The organism is Micromonospora sp. NPDC047548 (genome assembly GCF_040642975.1).
Lineage (GTDB): Bacteria > Actinomycetota > Actinomycetes > Mycobacteriales > Micromonosporaceae > Micromonospora.
Genome location: NZ_JBEYTI010000011.1, coordinates 1 through 15,751 on the forward strand (window position 1 = coordinate 1; position 15,751 = coordinate 15,751).

Sequence of the window (15,751 nt, forward strand, 5' to 3'; positions counted from 1 at the left end):
CCAGGAGATCACCTGGCCACCAGCATGGATTTCTGCTGTCCGCCCACAAGGAGAACCCAAGGCCATCGGACAGGACTTCGTCCTGACCCTTGACAACCGATTCACTCGCCAACGACCCGCTGCTGCTCGCTGCGCCGATGTCGCATGACTCGATTGAGTCCTTGCAGGACGGCATGGCAGTCCTGGCTCGGTCGTTCATCATGACGGCGTTCGACGTCTTCACTTCCGCCCGCCGGCTCTGCAACGAAGCCCGCGCTCTGGCCGAGCGGACTCGTCGACCGCGGGACCTCGCTGACCTCTATGTGGTGATCGGCCAAGGGACCGCCCTGATGGCGTCGACGGCCTTCGACCTCGGGCACTGGAACGAGTCCGCAGCGCTTGCCCGCACCTCTAACCAATACGCCGACCTGGCCGGCCAGACATCTCTGGTGGCGTGGACGTTCGGTCTTCAAATGACTCTCGCCAACTGGCGCAACGAGCCGGACGCCGCCCTGGTCTACTTCGCCAGGGCAATGCCGCTCGCACCTGACGGCGAGCCGAAGCTGAGGCTCCATCACATCGCTGCGCGGTCCTACGCCCTGCTGGCTGATTCAGCATCCGTCATAGAGGCGCTACAGATGGCTCGGCGCGGCAGGGATCGGGCGGCGGATCGTCCGGGCGAACTCAGCGGTGCGTTCGGTGGCGAGTTCGCCTTTGGGCCACCACGGGCCGCAGCTTGTGCAGCCACCGCCTGCCTCGACGTCGGCGATGGTGAAGAAGCGGCGAAGTACGCGCAGGTGGCCCTCGACGCCTACGACGAACTGCCGGCTTCCCGGCGGCCATCTTCACAGATCAACGGCACGCGGATCGACATGGCAGCGGCCCGCCTCTGCATGGGTGATAGGGACGGCGCCACCGACATGCTGGGTAGCGTCCTCAACCTTCCGACCCAGAAGAGGAATACGTCGCTGACGGGTCGAATGAGAAGGGTGCAGCGCTTGTTGGCCGCACCGCCCTGGGACCACGATCAGGAGTCACTGCAGATCGCCGAGCACGTCTCAGCGTGGCTCGCTGAGCAATCACCTGGGCCGTTCAACTGATCTGCGCCAAGCGGTCAGCACCCGAGCTTCCTTCTCCATGCTCAGGCCGATCTCGGCGGCGCGATCGTGGCTGCGGGTGGCGCCAGTGGTCTTGAGCCATCGCCAGGTATCGGCGACGGTCTCGTACAACGGCCGACAGTGCAGGCCGACGCCCTCCGCCTTGGTCGCGTCGACCTTCCACACACCTTCGAACGTGCGCCACAACGGTAGCTCCGACCACTGCCGCACACCGTGACCGAGCAGCATTTGGTCAGGAACCCAAGTGAAGACAGGAGCAGCGCCGGTCGCGTCGGCGCAGGCGTGCAGCAGGTCATCGAAAGTGGCATCGCCAACTGGGGCGCAGACGTTGTACGCGCCGGACAACCCATCCGTGATTGTGTGTAGAGCAAACGCCGCCACGTCGCGCACGTCCACCGGCTGAATCGTGCGGTCCGGCGAGCCAGGAGCCAGGACCTCTCCCCCGACGGCTACTCGCCTGAGCCACCAGGGAAGTCGGCCGACGTATTCGCGTGGACCGAGTATCACTCCTGAGCGCAGGAGCGTCGTCCGGCCCTCCCCGAAAGCGGCCGTCACCGCCGCCTCGCAGCCGGACTTCTGGTAGCCGTAACGCGTTGGTCCGTCTTCCGCGTCAGTGCCGTAGTCGGCTCCGGCGTCGGGTGGGCATGGAAGCATCTCGGAGCTCTCGCTGAGCGGCCTCACGGGCCAGTCTCGATAGACGCTGACGGTCGACATGAAGACGTAGCGGCTGGCGACAGGAGCAAGAGTGCTGGCCACACCGAGCACATTCGCCGGAACATAGCCGGACGTGTCCACGACGGCATCCCACGGGCCAGCGGCGACAAGGGCGGCTACCTCCTCAGGCCGCGTCCTGTCGCCCCGGATCAGTTGCGCGCCCTTCGGAGCGGAAGCCGAGGTGCCGCGATTGAAGATGGTCACATCCCACCCGGCGCCGAGCGCCTCGGTGACGATGGCGTGACCTACGAACCAGGTCCCCCCGAGCACCAGCAGACGCTTGGGGTCGTTGTGCCGATCTATCGCGGGTCGGCGGGCTGGTCGGGCTCTTGCCGAGTCGGCGTTATCAGCCTGCATGGCTTGGGCTGCGCATGCTTGCAGTCTTCTGAGAGTCATATTGTTCGAGGATCAGACGCTTGGTGCGGTATTCGCCGTGGGCGGCCTCGTCTTTCTGGCGGAGGACCTTGAAGGTCTCCATGATGTAGTCCACGTCGTCGCGGTCGATCCCGTACAGGTGGAAGTATGCCGCGTCGAGTTCGGCGCGGAGCAGCTGGCGTCGCGCCGGGTTCCACCGGAACGGCGGGCCGTCGTAGCCGAGATCACGGGCGTAGGATGATAGATCGTTCGACGTGTAAGTCAACTCCAAGACCCGCGCCTCGATTCAGGAACCCAGTGTCTCATCGGTCCGAGTCCTGCCGGGCCTCGAAGCCGTTGACCGATCGCCGCACACTCAGGTATTCCTGGCCGCATTCTCGGCAGAACGCCAGCGGAACGAGGATTTTCCGCTCAGTCTCGCTGCTGTCCGGTGAGACGGTCTGGTAGCGGCTGGTGATGTGCCGGTGGGCGGGCGACTCGATGGTGACGTAGACGTTGTCACCCTTGGAGAGGAACTGGTGCAGCCGGAAGGCGAAGACCGGCCGGCCCGTCTCGGGGTCGATGACCTGGGCGCCCGCCTGGAGCACCGCCTGGATGGCGGCCTGACACACGTCGGCCGGTTCCCGGTGAGCTGCGCCAGGTCGTCGGCCGCCCTGGGGACGGTCAGCGGAACGCGCTTGCGCACCAGCCGCCCGCTGCCCTCCTCAGGCTCGACGCCGAACGCGCTCTCCACCCAGTGCGTTAGCGGATCCCGGCGGAACTCGTCGAGACCGGGCGTCTGCCCGTTCTGGTGCCAGTGGCGTGCCTGCTTGGCGAGCATGTCCCCGGCTGCGCCGCTGCCGGTGGTCGCCCGGCGCAGCGACTCCCCGATGACGTGCTCGGCACCGACCGGCTGGCCGAGCAGTCGGCTCGCCACCTCCGCGACCGCCGCCCGCTGCCGTGCGGCGTCGCCCTCGGTGGTCATCGTTGCCGAGGTGCCGATGCACTGGAGGCGCGGTGCGTCGCAGGCGTCCTTGGTCCGGCGGACCAGGAACGCGACATCGGCACCCTGCCGTCCTCGGTAGGTGTGCAGTTCGTCGAGGACCAGGAACCACAGCCCGCGGGCCGCCCGGATCAGCCGGTCCCGCTCCCGGTGCCGGGTCAGGACCAGTTCGAGCATCACGTAGTTGGTGAGCAGGATGTCCGGCGGGTCGGCGAGGATCCGGCGGCGGGCGTCGACATTTTCCTGCCCTGTGTAGCGGTCGAAGGTGACCAGCGGCTTGTTGTCCGGAAAACCCCAGCAGAGGAACTTCTCCAGCTCGTGCAGCTGGCTGTTGGCCAGCGCGTTCATCGGGTAGACGATGATCGCCTTGACACCGGGGCGGTACGTCCCGTCCGCCTTCGCGCGCAGCACCCGCTCGACGATCGGCACGATGTAGGACAGGCTCTTACCCGAGCCGGTGCCCGTGGTCAGCACGTAGCTGTGGCCGTCATGGGCGATCGCGATGGCGTCGCGCTGGTGCTGGTGGAGGCGCAGCGGTTGGCTGCCCGGGTCGCTCTGGTGCTTCTTGATGCGGAAGATCCGCTCGCTGTCTGGGTGCAGCAGGCCCTCAGCCACCAGGCCATCGACTGTGCCGCCGGAGGCGAAGTTCGGGTTCAGCGACAGATAGGGCGCCGGCCACTGGTAGCCAGAGGCGGCGAGGCGCTCAACGTGTTTCCTGATCTGCGGGTCGCGAGGGTCGACGAAGCTCGAGGTGAACTCCCGGTAGTCCTCGATGAGTCGATCACGAACATCGAAGACATCCATATGTACTCCTCGCGGCCCCCACCGTTGCAGGCTCGATTCAACCACTCCACGCTGCGTATGTAAGCCCCGGTGCCTGCATCGAGCCTTGCCTTGACCGGTCGGGCGAGCCTCGGACGCTGTACGTGTACCAGTAACCGTCCGACTGCGGGACGACGTGTCAGCAATCCGACTCGGTCTTTGGTTGCGTAAGGCGCGGAATGCGTAGACGCACCGCCGCCGTCCCACACGGGCGGTGATCCACTCCAAGTCGCCGACATTGAGTCGGATCAACTCAGGACGGATCCGCCTCAGTCGGCCTGGGCGGCCAGCTCGCGGGCCCGGTCGCGGGCCGCCTCGAGGGCGGCCAGCAGGGCCGCGCGTACGCCGTGCTTCTCCAGCTCGCGGACGGCGGAGATGGTGGTGCCGGCCGGCGAGGTGACCGCCTCGCGCAGCTTCACCGGGTGCTCGCCGGAGTCGCGCAGCATCACCGCCGAGCCGATCGCGGTCTGCACGATCAGCTCGTGCGCCACCTGCCGGGGCAGGCCGAGCAGGATGCCGGCGTCGATCATGGCCTCGACCAGCAGGTAGAAGTACGCCGGCCCGGACCCGGACAGGGCAGTCACCGCGTCCTGCTGGGACTCGGGCACCCGGATGGTGGCGCCGAGCGGGGTGAACATCTCCTCCGCCAGCTCCAGGTGCGCGCCGGTGGCGTGCGACCCGGCCGAGATCGCGGTCATCGCCTCGTCGACCAGGGCCGGGGTGTTGGTCATCACCCGGACCACCGGGGTGCCCTCGGGCAGCCGGCGGGCGAAGAAGCCGGTGGGCAGGCCGGCGCAGAGCGAGATGACAAGTTTGTCGGCCGGCACCTTGGGGCCGATCTCGTCCAGCAGGGTCGCCGCGTCCTGCGGCTTGACCGAGATCGCCAGCACCGCCGCCTCCTCGACCGCGGTGAGGTTGTCGACCACCCGTACGCCGTACCGGGCGGTCAGCTCCTCGGCGCGGGCCGGACGCCGGGCAGTGGCCAGCAGCCGCTCCACCGGCCAGCCGGAGCGCAGCAGCCCGGAGAGCATCAACTCGCCGATCTTGCCGGCGCCGATCACGGCGACCGTGTGCCTGGCCGGTGCCATCGCTGTCGTACCCCTTCCGTCACGGTGACCGGCGGCGCGGCGGGTGACCCCGCCACGCCACCGGCACCGGGCGATCAGCTGCCGAAGAAGACCTCGGCCTCGGCGTACCGCTCCAGCGGCACGGTCTTCAGCTCCCGGGTGGCCTCGGCCAGCGGGACCCGGACGATGTCCGTGCTCTGCATCGCGACCATCTTGCCCCAGTCGCCCTCGTGCGCCGCGTCGATCGCGTGCAGGCCGAGCCGGGTGGCGAGCACCCGGTCGAAGGCGGTCGGGGTGCCACCGCGCTGGATGTGGCCGAGCACGACCGTGCGGGCCTCCTTGCCGGTCTTCGCCTCCAACTGCTCGGCGAGCCACTGGCCGATGCCGCCGAGGCGGACGTGGCCGAACGAGTCGAGCTCCTGGTTGTGCAGCACCATCTGGCCGTCCAGCGGCTGGGCGCCCTCGGCGACCACCACGATCGGCGCGTACTGGTGCTGGAAGCGCTTCTCGACGTAGCCGGCGACCTGGTTGACGTCGAACTGCCGCTCGGGCAACAGGATCACGTTGGCGCCGCCGGCGAGGCCGGCGTGCAGGGCGATCCAGCCGGCGTGCCGGCCCATCACCTCGACCACCAGGGTGCGGTGGTGGCTCTCGGCGGTGGTGTGCAGCCGGTCGATGGCCTCCATCGCGATGTTGACCGCGGTGTCGAAGCCGAAGGTGTAGTCGGTGGCGCCGAGGTCGTTGTCGATCGTCTTCGGCACGCCGATCACGTTGACGCCCAGCTCGTGCAGCTTGGTGGCCACGCCGAGGGTGTCCTCGCCGCCGATCGCGATCAGCGCGTCGACGCCCTGCGCGGCGAGGTTGTCCTTGATCCGCTCCACCCCGTTCTCGATCTTGAACGGGTTGGTCCGGGACGAGCCGAGGATGGTGCCGCCGCGCGGCAGGATGCCACGGACCTCCGCGATGCCCAGCGGCCTGGACAGGCCCTCCAGCGGGCCCTTCCACCCGTCCTGGAAGCCCACGAACTCGTGACCGTAGGTGGCGACGCCCTTGCGGACCACCGCCCGAATCACCGCGTTGAGACCTGGGCAGTCGCCGCCGCCGGTGAGCACGCCGATACGCATGATCTGCTCATCCTCCTGGAGCATCAGGTGAAGCCCGGAAAAAGCCCCAGGCTATGTGTCAGATCAGACCATCGGCGCCGTTGCCGGCCCGGGGCGGGCCGTCAGTACGCACTGTAGTCGGCGCGGATGCTCGACGACACCGCGCCCCGGCCGATCCCCGCCGCCGAACCGGACGCCGGTGCGTGCCCAGGACAGAACGGGTCAAACCCGCAGGGCGTCACCGGTCCGTCATCGCCCGCCAACGGGCCAGGTTGTGCCGGGCGTCGACCAGGGCGTCGTGCCGGTCAGCGTCGGCGTCGGGCAGCTTCGGCCGGCCCCGGTCGTCCCAGAGCTGGCGCAGTTCCTTGGTGAACCGGGGAATCTCCCGGGGCAGCGCCGGCATCGCCCCCCAGAGCTGGGCCAGCACCACGTGGTCGTACGCGGCGTACCAGGCCCAGAGTTCGAGCTGCTCGCCCGGGCGGTCGCGGACCGGCTCCAGCAGGAAGTCGTACAGGTCGTCCCGGATGCGCTCCCGGGACCGCCAGGCGCGGTCGGCCGGGGACGGCAGCCGGTCGAGCACGTTGCGGCGCACCCACGGTATGGCGCGGGAGTCGTCGAACTGGGTGGAGACCGCGTAGAACTCGCGGCCGTACTCGTCGACGACACCGATCGACACGAGGTCGACGATGTGGCCGTCCTCGATGAATTCGCAGTCGTAGAAATAGCGGTAGACCATCGCGCCAATCCTCGCGTACGGCCGGCGGCGCCCGCCGCGCGGGTCCGGTCCGGTCCCCCGGGCACCGGCGCGGGGGCGACACCGCACCTCAATCGGTCGCCCGGCCTGGGCCGCTGGCGTCACGCAGACGATTTGAGGGGTGTACAGCAAGCGACCGGGCGGTCATGATCTGATGTGTACCGCTACCGGACGCCGAACCGGTGTCAGTTCACCTCTTCAGGGGCCGTCAGGTTCACCCGGTGAGCGAGTTGTGGTCCTTGACCGGGGAGGGGTTGGGCCGTGGAGATGCGCCTGCCGGAGCCGGGTGACGCCCTCACGGGCGTGGAGATGTTCGCCGGGCTGGAGCCGGAGGTGCGGCAGCGGGTCATCGCCGCGGCGGTGCCGCGCACGTACCGCAAGGGTCAGCTGCTCTTCGTGGAGAACGACCCCGGCGAGTCGCTGATCGTGCTGCGCCGGGGGGCGGTGGCGGTGTTCCGCACCGCGCCGACCGGCGAGCGGGCCGTGCTGTCGGTGATCCGACCGCCGGACGTGCTCGGCGAGGTGTCGCTGCTGGACGCCTCCACCCGCTCGGCGTCCGCCGAGGCGATCGAGGACTGCGCCGCGCTGGCCCTGTCCCGGCCCGCCTTCATGGAACTGGTGCACTCCAACCCGCGCATCCTCGACGCGGTGATGCGCTCGCTGGGCGGTCTGATCCGGCGGCTCACCGAGCAGAACGCCGACCACGTCTTCCTGGACCTGCCCGGGCGGGTTGCCAAGACCCTGGTCCGGCTGGCCGGCGAGAGCCAGGCCCCGATGATCACCATCGAGCTCAACCAGAGCCAGCTGGCCGAGATGGCCGGCGGGTCCCGGCAGAGCGTCAACCAGGCGATCGGCTCCTTCGCCAGCCGGGGCTGGCTGCGTACCGAGGGCCGCCGCATCGTGGTCACCGACGTGTCGGCGCTGCGCCGCCGGGCCGGGATGAACGACCGCTGAACGCACGACGCGGCCGGGCGCTGCGTGCGCCGGCCGCGTCGTCGGGTCACCGACCCCGGTTCACGGGGTGATGCTGGTCGGCCCCGCCCAGTTGGTGGTGGCGCCGGTCGGGCCGGCCCAGTCGGTGCCGTCCTTGCCGCCACCGGACTGCTCGCTGACGATTCCCTCGGCCTGGAGCACGGCCAGCGTGGCGGCGTCGACGTCGACCGACTCCCCCGCGGAGTGGGCGACCCCGTCACCGTCGGTCCAGTCGCTCTCGAGCTTCACATACACCATGATCTCTCCCCTTGATCAATGACGGGAATTTCGGCCGCCTGAATGTAGCTCTCCCAGCCGGCCGGCGGAGTGTCCACAAGCCAACAGCCCGGTACCTGACAGCGGCGGCAGCGGCGATACTCGCGGTGGACGCCGGCGACGACCGGCAGGCAGACCCAGCAGTGGAGGGCGTCATCTCCGCGCAGTGTGACCGTTGTGGACGTACCGCCGCCGACGGCGACCGCTTCTGCGGTGGCTGTGGGACGGAGCTGGGTGCACTCTGCCCGCACTGCCTGCGGCCGCTGGTCGCCGACGCGGCCTTCTGCACCTCCTGCGGGGCGCCGCGCGCCGGCTCGGGCCGGCCCGCCGCCACGCCCCAGGAGGACCGCCGCCGGGTCAGTGTGCTCTTCGTCGACCTGATCGACTTCACGCCGTACGTCGAACGCGCCGACCCCGAGCAGGTCCGCGGCATGCAGACCGGGTTCTTCTCCGCCGCGAAACGGGTCGTCGGGCAGTACGGCGGCGTGGTCGAGAAGTACATCGGCGACGCGGTGATGGCGCTGTTCGGCGCGCCGGTGGCCACCGAGACCGACGCCCTGCGCTGCGTCCGGGCCGGGCTGGAGCTGCAACGGGTGCTCACCCGGTTCGCCCCCACCGGCGCGGACGAGCTGCGGTTCCGGGTGGGCGTGGCGACCGGCGAGGCACTCGTCGACGTGGCCGCCGCCCGAAACGGCGGGCAGGCCATCGTGGCCGGTGACGTGGTCAACACCGCCTCCCGGATGCAGTCGGTGTCGCCGCCCGGCGGGGTGCTGGTCTGCGGCACCACCCACGCGCTGACCAAGGACGCCATCCGGTACGCCGAACAGCCGCCGGTGACCCTGCGCGGGCGTTCCTCGCCCACCGAGGTCTGGCTGGCCCTGTCCCCGGTACGCCGGCAGCCGACCGACCGGGAGCCGGACACCACCCCGCTGATCGACCGCGAACACGAGCTGGGCCTGCTGGTCAACGCCCTGCACCGGTCGCTGCGGGACCGGCGCCCCCAGGTGGTGACGCTCTTCGGGCGGGCCGGCATCGGCAAGAGCCGGCTGATCCGGGAGCTGTACGGGCACGCCGGGCGACTGGTCGACGAGCCGCTGAGCTGGCGTACCGGGCGGTGCCCGCCGTTCGGGGAGAACGTCACGTTCGCCGCGCTGGCCGACATCGTCAAGACCGAGGCGGGCATCCTGGACACCGACCCGGCGCCCACCGCGGCGGGCCGGCTGAGCGCGGCGGTGGCCGAGCTGGTCGGCCCGGGCGAGCGGGAGCGGGTCGTCGACGCGCTGCGCCCGCTGGTCGGCCTCACCGGCGTCGCCCTGCCCGCCGAGGAGACCGAGTCGGCGTGGCGCCGCTTCCTGCTGGCGCTGGCCGCCCGCCGCCCCACCGTGCTGGTCTTCGAGGACCTGCACTGGGCCGACGACGCGATGCTGCGCTTCGTCGAGCTGCTCGGCGCCGCCGCCCGGGACGTGCCGCTGCTGCTGCTCTGCACCGCCCGCCCGGAACTGGTGGACCGGGACCCGAGCTGGGCGGGCACCATCACCGGCTCGGTGACGATCACCCTGCCGCCGCTGCGGGACACCGGCATCGCCTCGCTCTACGCGCACATGTTCGGCCAGGCGGCGTTCTCCGCCGACATGCTCAGCCCGCTGATCGAGGTGGCCGGCGGCAACCCGCTCTACGCCCACGAGTACGTGCGGATGCTGATCGAGCAGGGCGCGCTACGCCAGTCCGGGCGCGGCTGGTCGCTGGAGAAGCACCTCGACCTGCCGATGCCGGAGAGCGTGCACGCGGTCATCGCGAACCGGGTCGACCTACTCGACGCCAAGGACCGCGCGGTGCTGCTGGCCGCCTCGGTGGTCGGCGTGCAGTTCTGGCCGGGCGCGGTGGCCGCCGCGCTGGGCCAGCCGGTCGAGTCGGTGGAGCGGTCCCTGCGCCGGCTGGAGCAGCGCGACTTCGTGCACGAGCAGGCGGCGTCCACAATGGCCGGCCAGCCGGAGTTCCGGTTCCGGCACGTGCTGGTGCGGGACGTCTGCTACCAGCGGTTGCCGCGTACCGAGCGGGTGGCCCGGCACGAACGGACGGCGGGCTGGCTGGGCGCGCTGTCCCAGACCCGGGACACCGACCTGGCCGAGGTGCTGGCGCACCACCGCTGGGCGGCCCACGAGATCGCCCGCACGCTGGGCATGCCGATCCAGCGGTACGCCGGCCCCGCACGGGCGGCGCTGCACCGGGCGGCCCGCCGCGCGTACGCCCTGCACGGGCTGGAGGCCGCGGCCAGCCACGCGGGCCGCGCGCTCGGCCTGGCCGACGACAGCGACCCAATCGACCGGCTGCAACTGGAGCTGCTGAGCACGGAGATCTCGTTCTACCGGGACGGCAACGCGTTCCTCTCCGGCGGGGGCCCGGAGCAGCTGCACGCGCTGGCCGACCGGCTGCTCGCGTACGGCGACGAAGCCTGCGCCGCCCGGGCCTGGACGCTGCTCGGTCAGGCGGCCTGGCTGCGCGCCGACCGCAACGCCGCGGTGGCCTGCCTGGACCGGGCGGTCGCGCTCTTCGCGCCGCTGCCGGACAGCGCCCAGAAGGCGGACGCGCACGCCGAGCTGGGCCGGCTGCACATGCTCAACTACGAGCGGGACGCGGCGGTGGCCGCCGCCGAGACCGCAGCGGGGATCGGCGAGCGGCTGGGCCTGGCGGAGACCCGCACCAACGCCCGGATCACCGCGGCCACCGCCCGCTACCAGGCCGGCGACCGGGCCGGCCTGGACGAGCTGCACGCGCTGGTCGAATCGAGCCGGGCCCAGCAGCTGCTGGCTCTGCCCCGGGCGTTGCAGAACCTCGCGTTCGCGCTGCGCGAGGAGGGCGACTGGCTGCGCTCGGACGCGCTGCTGTCGACCGCGCCGGCCGCCCGGGGCAGCGGGCAGACCCTGGCCACCAGCTACTCCGGCGAGGCGATGCGGGCGTACTTCGACGGGGACTTCGGCCGGCTGCTGGCCGCCGCCGACGCGTTCGTGGACACCCCCACCGGCGGCTGGGACATGCAGGTGCGCGGCCTGCGCTCGTGCCTGCGGGTGCTACGGGGCCAACCGGTGCCGCCGGCGCCGCGCCCGCTGTCGGCCGACCGGGACGACCGGTCGAAGCCGGACGCGCCGACGGCGGTGGGGGCCGAGCGGCACCAGGACGACGTGGCGGCGGCGCTGGAGGCGGCCCGCCGCGGCGGCTTCCACCGGCCGTACTGGACGATGCTGGGGATGGCCGCGCTGTGCCGGGCGCTGCAGGGCCGGCTCGACGAGGCCGCCGCGCTGCTGGACGAGCTGGCCGAGGCGTGGACGGCCGTGCCGGCGCTGGCCAGCGGCGAGTGGATCGCCGCGGCGGCGTACGCGGCGACGCTGGCCGGCCGGGACGCCGCCGTGCGGGTCCGGACGATGCTGGACCAGCTGGGTCACCGCACCCCGTGGTCGGAGGCAGCGCTGCGCACGGTGACCGGGGCGCTGGCCGCGGCCGACGGCGACCACCGGCGCGCCGGCGAGCTGCACCTGGCCGGGGCGGAGATCTACGCCGGCATCCCGGACGGCACCGACCGGGTGCTGGCCCTGGCCCTGGCCGCCGCGGAGCTGACCCGGGCCGGCGACCCGGCGGGCCGGGGGCCGCTGGCCGAGGTGCGCGCCTTCGCCCTGCGCAACGACGCCCCGGGCCTGCTGGACCTGGCCCACGGCCCGGTGCCGCAGGCCGGGCCCGCGCTGGCCTCCTGAGCCGACGACCCGCCTGCCCGGCGACCCGCCTGCCCGGCCCACCGCGCCCGTCCCACCCGCACGAGCCGGGACCAACGCGGATCGTGGCGCGGCGCGGTCACCGGCCGGCCCGACGACGCTGGTCGCGGCAAGCGAGTCGATCAAGCAGCGCGGCCGGTCGGCAGTGCGGCCGGGCGCGGCCGGTCAGGCGGCGACCGGCTCGCGGACGACCGGCTCGGCGGGGGGCTGGTTCTTCAGCTTCGCGGCGTACATGTCGACGTACTCGCGGCCGGAGAGCTCCATCAGCTCGTACATGATCTCGTCGGTGACCGCGCGCTCGACGAAGCGGTCGCCGGCCAGGCCGGCGTAGCGGGAGAAGTCCAGCGGCGGGCCGAACCGGATCCGCACCCGGGCGATTGTGGGGATGAGCTTGCCGGGCGGCTGGATCTCGTCGAGGTTGAGCATCGCCACCGGGACCACCGGGGCGCCGCTCTCCAACGCGAGCCGGGCCACCCCGGTCTTGCCCCGGTAGAGCCGCCCGTCCGGCGAGCGGGTCCCCTCCGGGTAGATCCCGGCGATGCCGCCGGCCCGCAGCACCGTGAGCTGGGTGTCCAGGGCCGCCTGGGCGGCGCGCCCGCCCGAGCGGTCGACCGGGATGCAGCCGGTGCCGGCGAAGAACGCCTTGGTGAGCCAGCCTTTGATGCCCTTACCGGTGAAATATTCCGCCTTGGCCACGAAAGTGACTTTTCGCGGGACGATCAGCGGCGTGAAGATCGAATCCGAGAAGGAGAGGTGGTTGCTGGCGAGGATCACCGGGCCGGTCTCCGGCACGTGGTGCAGCCCCTCCACCCGGGGACGGAAGATCAGCCTGAGCAGCGGGCCGAGGATGATGTACTTCATCAGCCAGTACAGCAACGGTGTCCTTCCAGAGCAGGGGCGGGCGACACCACCGCCGATCGGGCGGGCCGGGCCGCCGGGCGGACCCGGCGACCCCGCCGGAAAGGGCCGTCGGCGGGCGGGATCGTCGGCCATGAGCCTACGAACGGGAGCGGCACGCCACAACGCACTCCCGGAACCGGGTCCGGACGTGTCACGATTCAGGGCACGGCGTACGGGGCGCCGACACAACCGCACCGCGAGGTGCACCGAGGAGGATGTCCGGTGTCAGCGGGTGGGGCCCGCCGGGGGCGGCGGGACAACGGGCTCGACGCGAGCGAGTACGCCGTCGCGGGCGACGTCGATCCGCGCGTCGGCGAGCATCTGCTCGACGTACTCGCCGCCGGCGGAATCGCCGCCTACCTCCAGCCCTCCGCCGACCTCAACCCGGTCACCCGGACCACCACGGTCCCGGCCCGCCCGGTCGACCGGCTCTACGTGGACCGCTCGCACCTGACCACCGCCCGGGACTACCTCACCCAGCTCACCGACGAGTCGACCCCGGAGCCGGCACGCGGCGAGCCGGACGTCGACGCCGAGTGGGACCGGATCGTCGCCGCCTTCCACACCGCCCCGACCGCCGGCAGCCACCCCTGGCCCGCGGCCGAGGACGTCGACGACGACGATCCGACCGGCCCCACCGGCGCCCCGGCGACCCGCACCGAGGAGGCCACCGGCCCGACCGCCACCGACGTGCGGCGACTGCCGTACGGGGCGGACGTCTCCGGCATCTCGGTGGGCCGGACGCGGCCCGAGGAGCCCTCGCTGCTGGACGGCCTGGACACCTTCGGCGCCGACCTGCCGGACGGCCCGGAGGAGGGCTACACCCCGCCCCCGCCCCCACCGCTGCCCCGGGTGTCGAAGTACGCGGTGGTCGGCGTGCTGGCGATCGTGCTCGGTTTCGTGCTCTTCCTCAACCCGGCGCTCCTGCCGGCGGACGCCTCGGTGGTCACCCTGCTCGGGTTCACCGGCATCCTCGCCGGCTTCGTCACGCTGATCTGGCGGCTACGACCCGGCAACGAGGACGACCACGACCCGGACGACGGGGCGGTCGTCTGACCCGAATCTGCGGATAGCGAAGACATGATCGAGATAAATCGCCGATAGCCGATGGACAGTGTGGTATTTCGGTCGGTGGGAATGCCGGTATCCCGGGTGGCGCCGGGTTCACTGGTCTCCATGGATGCTCGGGCCGGTGGGGGCGGGTGGTCAGGTGTGCCCGGCCGCGGCCGTCACCGCCGTCGAGGCCGGCCAACTCCTGTAGCCAGGTGGACAGGTTGACCGCCAGCAGCGCGCCCCACATCCACACGGTGTTGGCTGCACGGGTCCCGGAGGGCAGGTGTCGCAGCGCGGCGCCGTATTTGGCATCCCGGATTCGATCTTCGATGTCCGTGCGCATCCGGTGCCAGGCCTCCACCGCGACTGCTTTGGCCGGGGTGGACACATCCAGGTTGGTGGCGATGAACGAGTACGCGTACACCTCGTCGACCAGGCCGTCCAACGCCCGGGACGAGTTGGCCCTTGGGAATGGTGCGCCGGCGGCGGGCCCGCGGGTCGGTCGAGATGTCCTGTGCGCGGACCTTGACTCGCCGCACCACGCACACCGTGCCGGGCGGCCAGCCGACCGGGGCATAGTCACACGGCGACCTGGGCGCGCCTCGAAGTCGGCGGTCCGGGTGTACGCGGCATACGCCCGGAACGCCGCGACGGTCCAGATGTCCGGCGCCGGCTCCCCGGCGCGGGCGTGCCGGCGACCGCCGAGGCGGGGCTCCCAGCGGTAGTCGACCTCCCGCTCCGGCAGCCAGCGTTCGAGGGCCTCACGCCGGACGTCCGGGTTGGTCCGGCTGGAGGGGTAACGCCGCACGTCCACCACGAGCGCGACCCCCGCGCCGGCCAGCAGCTCCACCAACCGCGCGCCCGGTCGGCCGCGCCGTGCCCGACGGTCAACAGCTGCTGCTCCACCAGGTCAGTTTGCCCTGGACAGCGGCCGCCCACCCGGTCCGCCCGGCTGGTTGAGGGCGACGCCAGAGGACGATGCCCTCAGGCGTCGCCATTACGACGGCTCCGTGACGATCAACACCGTGACCGAGACGGGGCGGCCCTGCGTGTACTTCGGCTCGGCTAGGTCGGTAACGGTCTGCACCAGCACGCTGACCGCAGTGTCGGCGTCCTCAGGCGCGACGGCCATCATCTCCGCCGCATCGGTCCACACCACCAGGACCCGGTCGACGTCGAGGAGCACCAGGCCGCCGAACATCGAGTCGGCCAGCGCGTCCCAGCTGTAGTTGCTCGCCAGGGGCGGGTCGAGCGGCAGCGTCGCCCGGACCGCGTCGAAGAAGGCGTCCCGCCCGCTCCCCACCCCGGTGGACAGGATGAACGCCGGGACGCCCTGCCCGCAGGCGGCCGTCGTGGCGGCCTCGATCTCCGAGGCCGCCACGACGCTCACGCCTGGACCGATCACCTCATCCGACATCACGGTCTCGAAGCGGCCGCGACTTCCTGCTTGAGGGACTCGGCGTCGCGCTCATCACACAAGAGAATGGCATGGAAGAGAGGACCCTTTCCACAATCTTCAGCTTCATAGGAATTCGCCCAGTGACGGCCGACTTCAGTGAGGATGCTGAAGAGAACTCCTCTCCTATCGGCGTTTTCCCGCAGGACGCAGGGAGCGTTCTCGATGATGATCAGATAGCGGCGGGCCGATAGCCAATGGAGGTCGCGGAGACACTCCGAGAGGGCGGGCCAGTTCCACCCGAAGTAGCTCGGAAACCGCAGTGCGTCAGAGAACTGCTCGAACACACCGTCCACGTTCGCCATTGCAGCACCGTCCAGGCGGGCCACAGCAACCTCACCCGATGGCGGAACGGCGTCCTCCAAGGAGAGCAGGGTGTTGCTGGGAAGCACTTGGACAGGAGGTTCGGAATTTTT

At 71.2% G+C, this 15,751-nt stretch carries 15 protein-coding genes; 4 read left to right on the plus strand and 11 right to left on the minus strand.

Going from position 1 to position 15,751, the window contains the following annotated elements; genetic code table 11:
• Positions 1 to 89 precede the first annotated feature (89 nt).
• Positions 90 to 1,079 (plus strand): hypothetical protein, encoded by a 990-nt coding sequence (locus ABZ807_RS13955; protein WP_357156529.1) that lies wholly within the window; start codon positions 90 to 92, stop codon positions 1,077 to 1,079.
• Here the strand turns inward: ABZ807_RS13955 and ABZ807_RS13960 are convergent.
• The 6 genes from ABZ807_RS13960 to ABZ807_RS13985 all read right to left on the minus strand — a co-directional run bounded on the left by ABZ807_RS13960 (position 1,059) and on the right by ABZ807_RS13985 (position 6,896).
• The gene (locus ABZ807_RS13960; protein WP_357156849.1) at positions 1,059 to 2,114 is read right to left on the minus strand and encodes an NAD-dependent epimerase/dehydratase family protein; all 1,056 of its coding nucleotides are present in this window, start codon (positions 2,112 to 2,114) and stop codon (positions 1,059 to 1,061) included. The genes ABZ807_RS13955 and ABZ807_RS13960 overlap by 21 nt on opposite strands.
• 43 nt (positions 2,115 to 2,157) lie before the next feature.
• Positions 2,158 to 2,457 carry a hypothetical protein gene (locus tag ABZ807_RS13965; RefSeq protein WP_357156531.1) on the minus strand — a complete coding sequence of 100 codons (300 nt, stop codon included), beginning with the start codon at positions 2,455 to 2,457 and terminating at the stop codon, positions 2,158 to 2,160.
• 84 nt (positions 2,458 to 2,541) lie between these two features.
• Positions 2,542 to 3,972: a DEAD/DEAH box helicase gene (locus ABZ807_RS13970; RefSeq protein ID WP_357156533.1), complete on the minus strand. Its 1,431-nt coding sequence runs from the start codon at positions 3,970 to 3,972 to the stop codon at positions 2,542 to 2,544.
• A 287-nt stretch (positions 3,973 to 4,259) separates the two neighbouring features.
• Positions 4,260 to 5,078 carry a pyrroline-5-carboxylate reductase gene (proC, locus tag ABZ807_RS13975; protein ID WP_357156535.1) on the minus strand — a complete coding sequence of 273 codons (819 nt, stop codon included), beginning with the start codon at positions 5,076 to 5,078 and terminating at the stop codon, positions 4,260 to 4,262.
• A gap of 74 nt (positions 5,079 to 5,152) precedes the next feature.
• Positions 5,153 to 6,181, minus strand: a complete 1,029-nt coding sequence (locus ABZ807_RS13980) for a 6-phosphofructokinase (protein ID WP_357156852.1) — start codon at positions 6,179 to 6,181, stop codon at positions 5,153 to 5,155.
• A 217-nt stretch (positions 6,182 to 6,398) separates the two neighbouring features.
• Positions 6,399 to 6,896 carry a polyadenylate-specific 3'-exoribonuclease AS gene (locus tag ABZ807_RS13985; protein WP_357156537.1) on the minus strand — a complete coding sequence of 166 codons (498 nt, stop codon included), beginning with the start codon at positions 6,894 to 6,896 and terminating at the stop codon, positions 6,399 to 6,401.
• A 279-nt stretch (positions 6,897 to 7,175) separates the two neighbouring features.
• Here ABZ807_RS13985 and ABZ807_RS13990 point away from each other — a divergent pair, with 279 nt between their 5' ends.
• Entirely contained in the window at positions 7,176 to 7,868 is a 693-nt protein-coding gene (locus tag ABZ807_RS13990) for a Crp/Fnr family transcriptional regulator (RefSeq protein ID WP_334490553.1), read from the plus strand.
• A gap of 60 nt (positions 7,869 to 7,928) precedes the next feature.
• Here the strand turns inward: ABZ807_RS13990 and ABZ807_RS13995 are convergent, their stop codons facing one another.
• Complete coding sequence (locus ABZ807_RS13995) at positions 7,929 to 8,144, minus strand: hypothetical protein (protein ID WP_357156539.1); 216 nt, start codon at positions 8,142 to 8,144, stop codon at positions 7,929 to 7,931.
• A gap of 125 nt (positions 8,145 to 8,269) precedes the next feature.
• On the opposite strand from ABZ807_RS13995, the gene ABZ807_RS14000 reads away from it, so the two are divergent.
• Positions 8,270 to 11,908, plus strand: coding sequence for an adenylate/guanylate cyclase domain-containing protein (locus ABZ807_RS14000; RefSeq protein WP_357156542.1), 3,639 nt, complete (start codon positions 8,270 to 8,272; stop codon positions 11,906 to 11,908).
• A 183-nt stretch (positions 11,909 to 12,091) separates the two neighbouring features.
• Here ABZ807_RS14000 and ABZ807_RS14005 read toward each other — a convergent pair whose 3' ends face one another.
• Positions 12,092 to 12,802 carry a lysophospholipid acyltransferase family protein gene (locus ABZ807_RS14005; protein WP_357156544.1) on the minus strand — a complete coding sequence of 237 codons (711 nt, stop codon included), beginning with the start codon at positions 12,800 to 12,802 and terminating at the stop codon, positions 12,092 to 12,094.
• A 246-nt stretch (positions 12,803 to 13,048) separates the two neighbouring features.
• On the opposite strand from ABZ807_RS14005, the gene ABZ807_RS14010 reads away from it, so the two are divergent.
• Positions 13,049 to 13,882, plus strand: coding sequence for a DUF308 domain-containing protein (locus tag ABZ807_RS14010; RefSeq protein ID WP_357156546.1), 834 nt, complete (start codon positions 13,049 to 13,051; stop codon positions 13,880 to 13,882).
• On the opposite strand, the gene ABZ807_RS14015 is transcribed toward ABZ807_RS14010, so the two are convergent.
• The 3 genes from ABZ807_RS14015 to ABZ807_RS14025 all read right to left on the minus strand — a co-directional run bounded on the left by ABZ807_RS14015 (position 13,812) and on the right by ABZ807_RS14025 (position 15,700).
• Entirely contained in the window at positions 13,812 to 14,729 is a 918-nt protein-coding gene (locus ABZ807_RS14015; protein WP_357156855.1) for a DUF488 family protein, read from the minus strand. The genes ABZ807_RS14010 and ABZ807_RS14015 overlap by 71 nt on opposite strands.
• Before the next feature lie 147 nt (positions 14,730 to 14,876).
• Complete coding sequence (locus ABZ807_RS14020; RefSeq protein WP_357156548.1) at positions 14,877 to 15,269, minus strand: barstar family protein; 393 nt, start codon at positions 15,267 to 15,269, stop codon at positions 14,877 to 14,879.
• A 26-nt stretch (positions 15,270 to 15,295) separates the two neighbouring features.
• A complete protein-coding gene (locus ABZ807_RS14025; RefSeq protein WP_357156550.1) occupies positions 15,296 to 15,700 on the minus strand; it encodes a barstar family protein in 405 nt (134 codons plus the stop codon).
• Positions 15,701 to 15,751: the final 51 nt, after the last annotated feature.

Bases quoted from the DNA above. Each gene is read 5' to 3' on its own strand.
- ABZ807_RS13970 (WP_357156533.1), bottom strand. From the start codon at position 3,972: ATGGATGTCTTCGATGTTCGTGATCGACTCATCGAGGACTACCGGGAG.
- proC (WP_357156535.1), bottom strand. From the start codon at position 5,078: ATGGCACCGGCCAGGCACACGGTCGCCGTGATCGGCGCCGGCAAGATC.
- ABZ807_RS13980 (WP_357156852.1), bottom strand. From the start codon at position 6,181: ATGCGTATCGGCGTGCTCACCGGCGGCGGCGACTGCCCAGGTCTCAAC.
- ABZ807_RS13985 (WP_357156537.1), bottom strand. From the start codon at position 6,896: ATGGTCTACCGCTATTTCTACGACTGCGAATTCATCGAGGACGGCCAC.
- ABZ807_RS13995 (WP_357156539.1), bottom strand. From the start codon at position 8,144: ATGGTGTATGTGAAGCTCGAGAGCGACTGGACCGACGGTGACGGGGTC.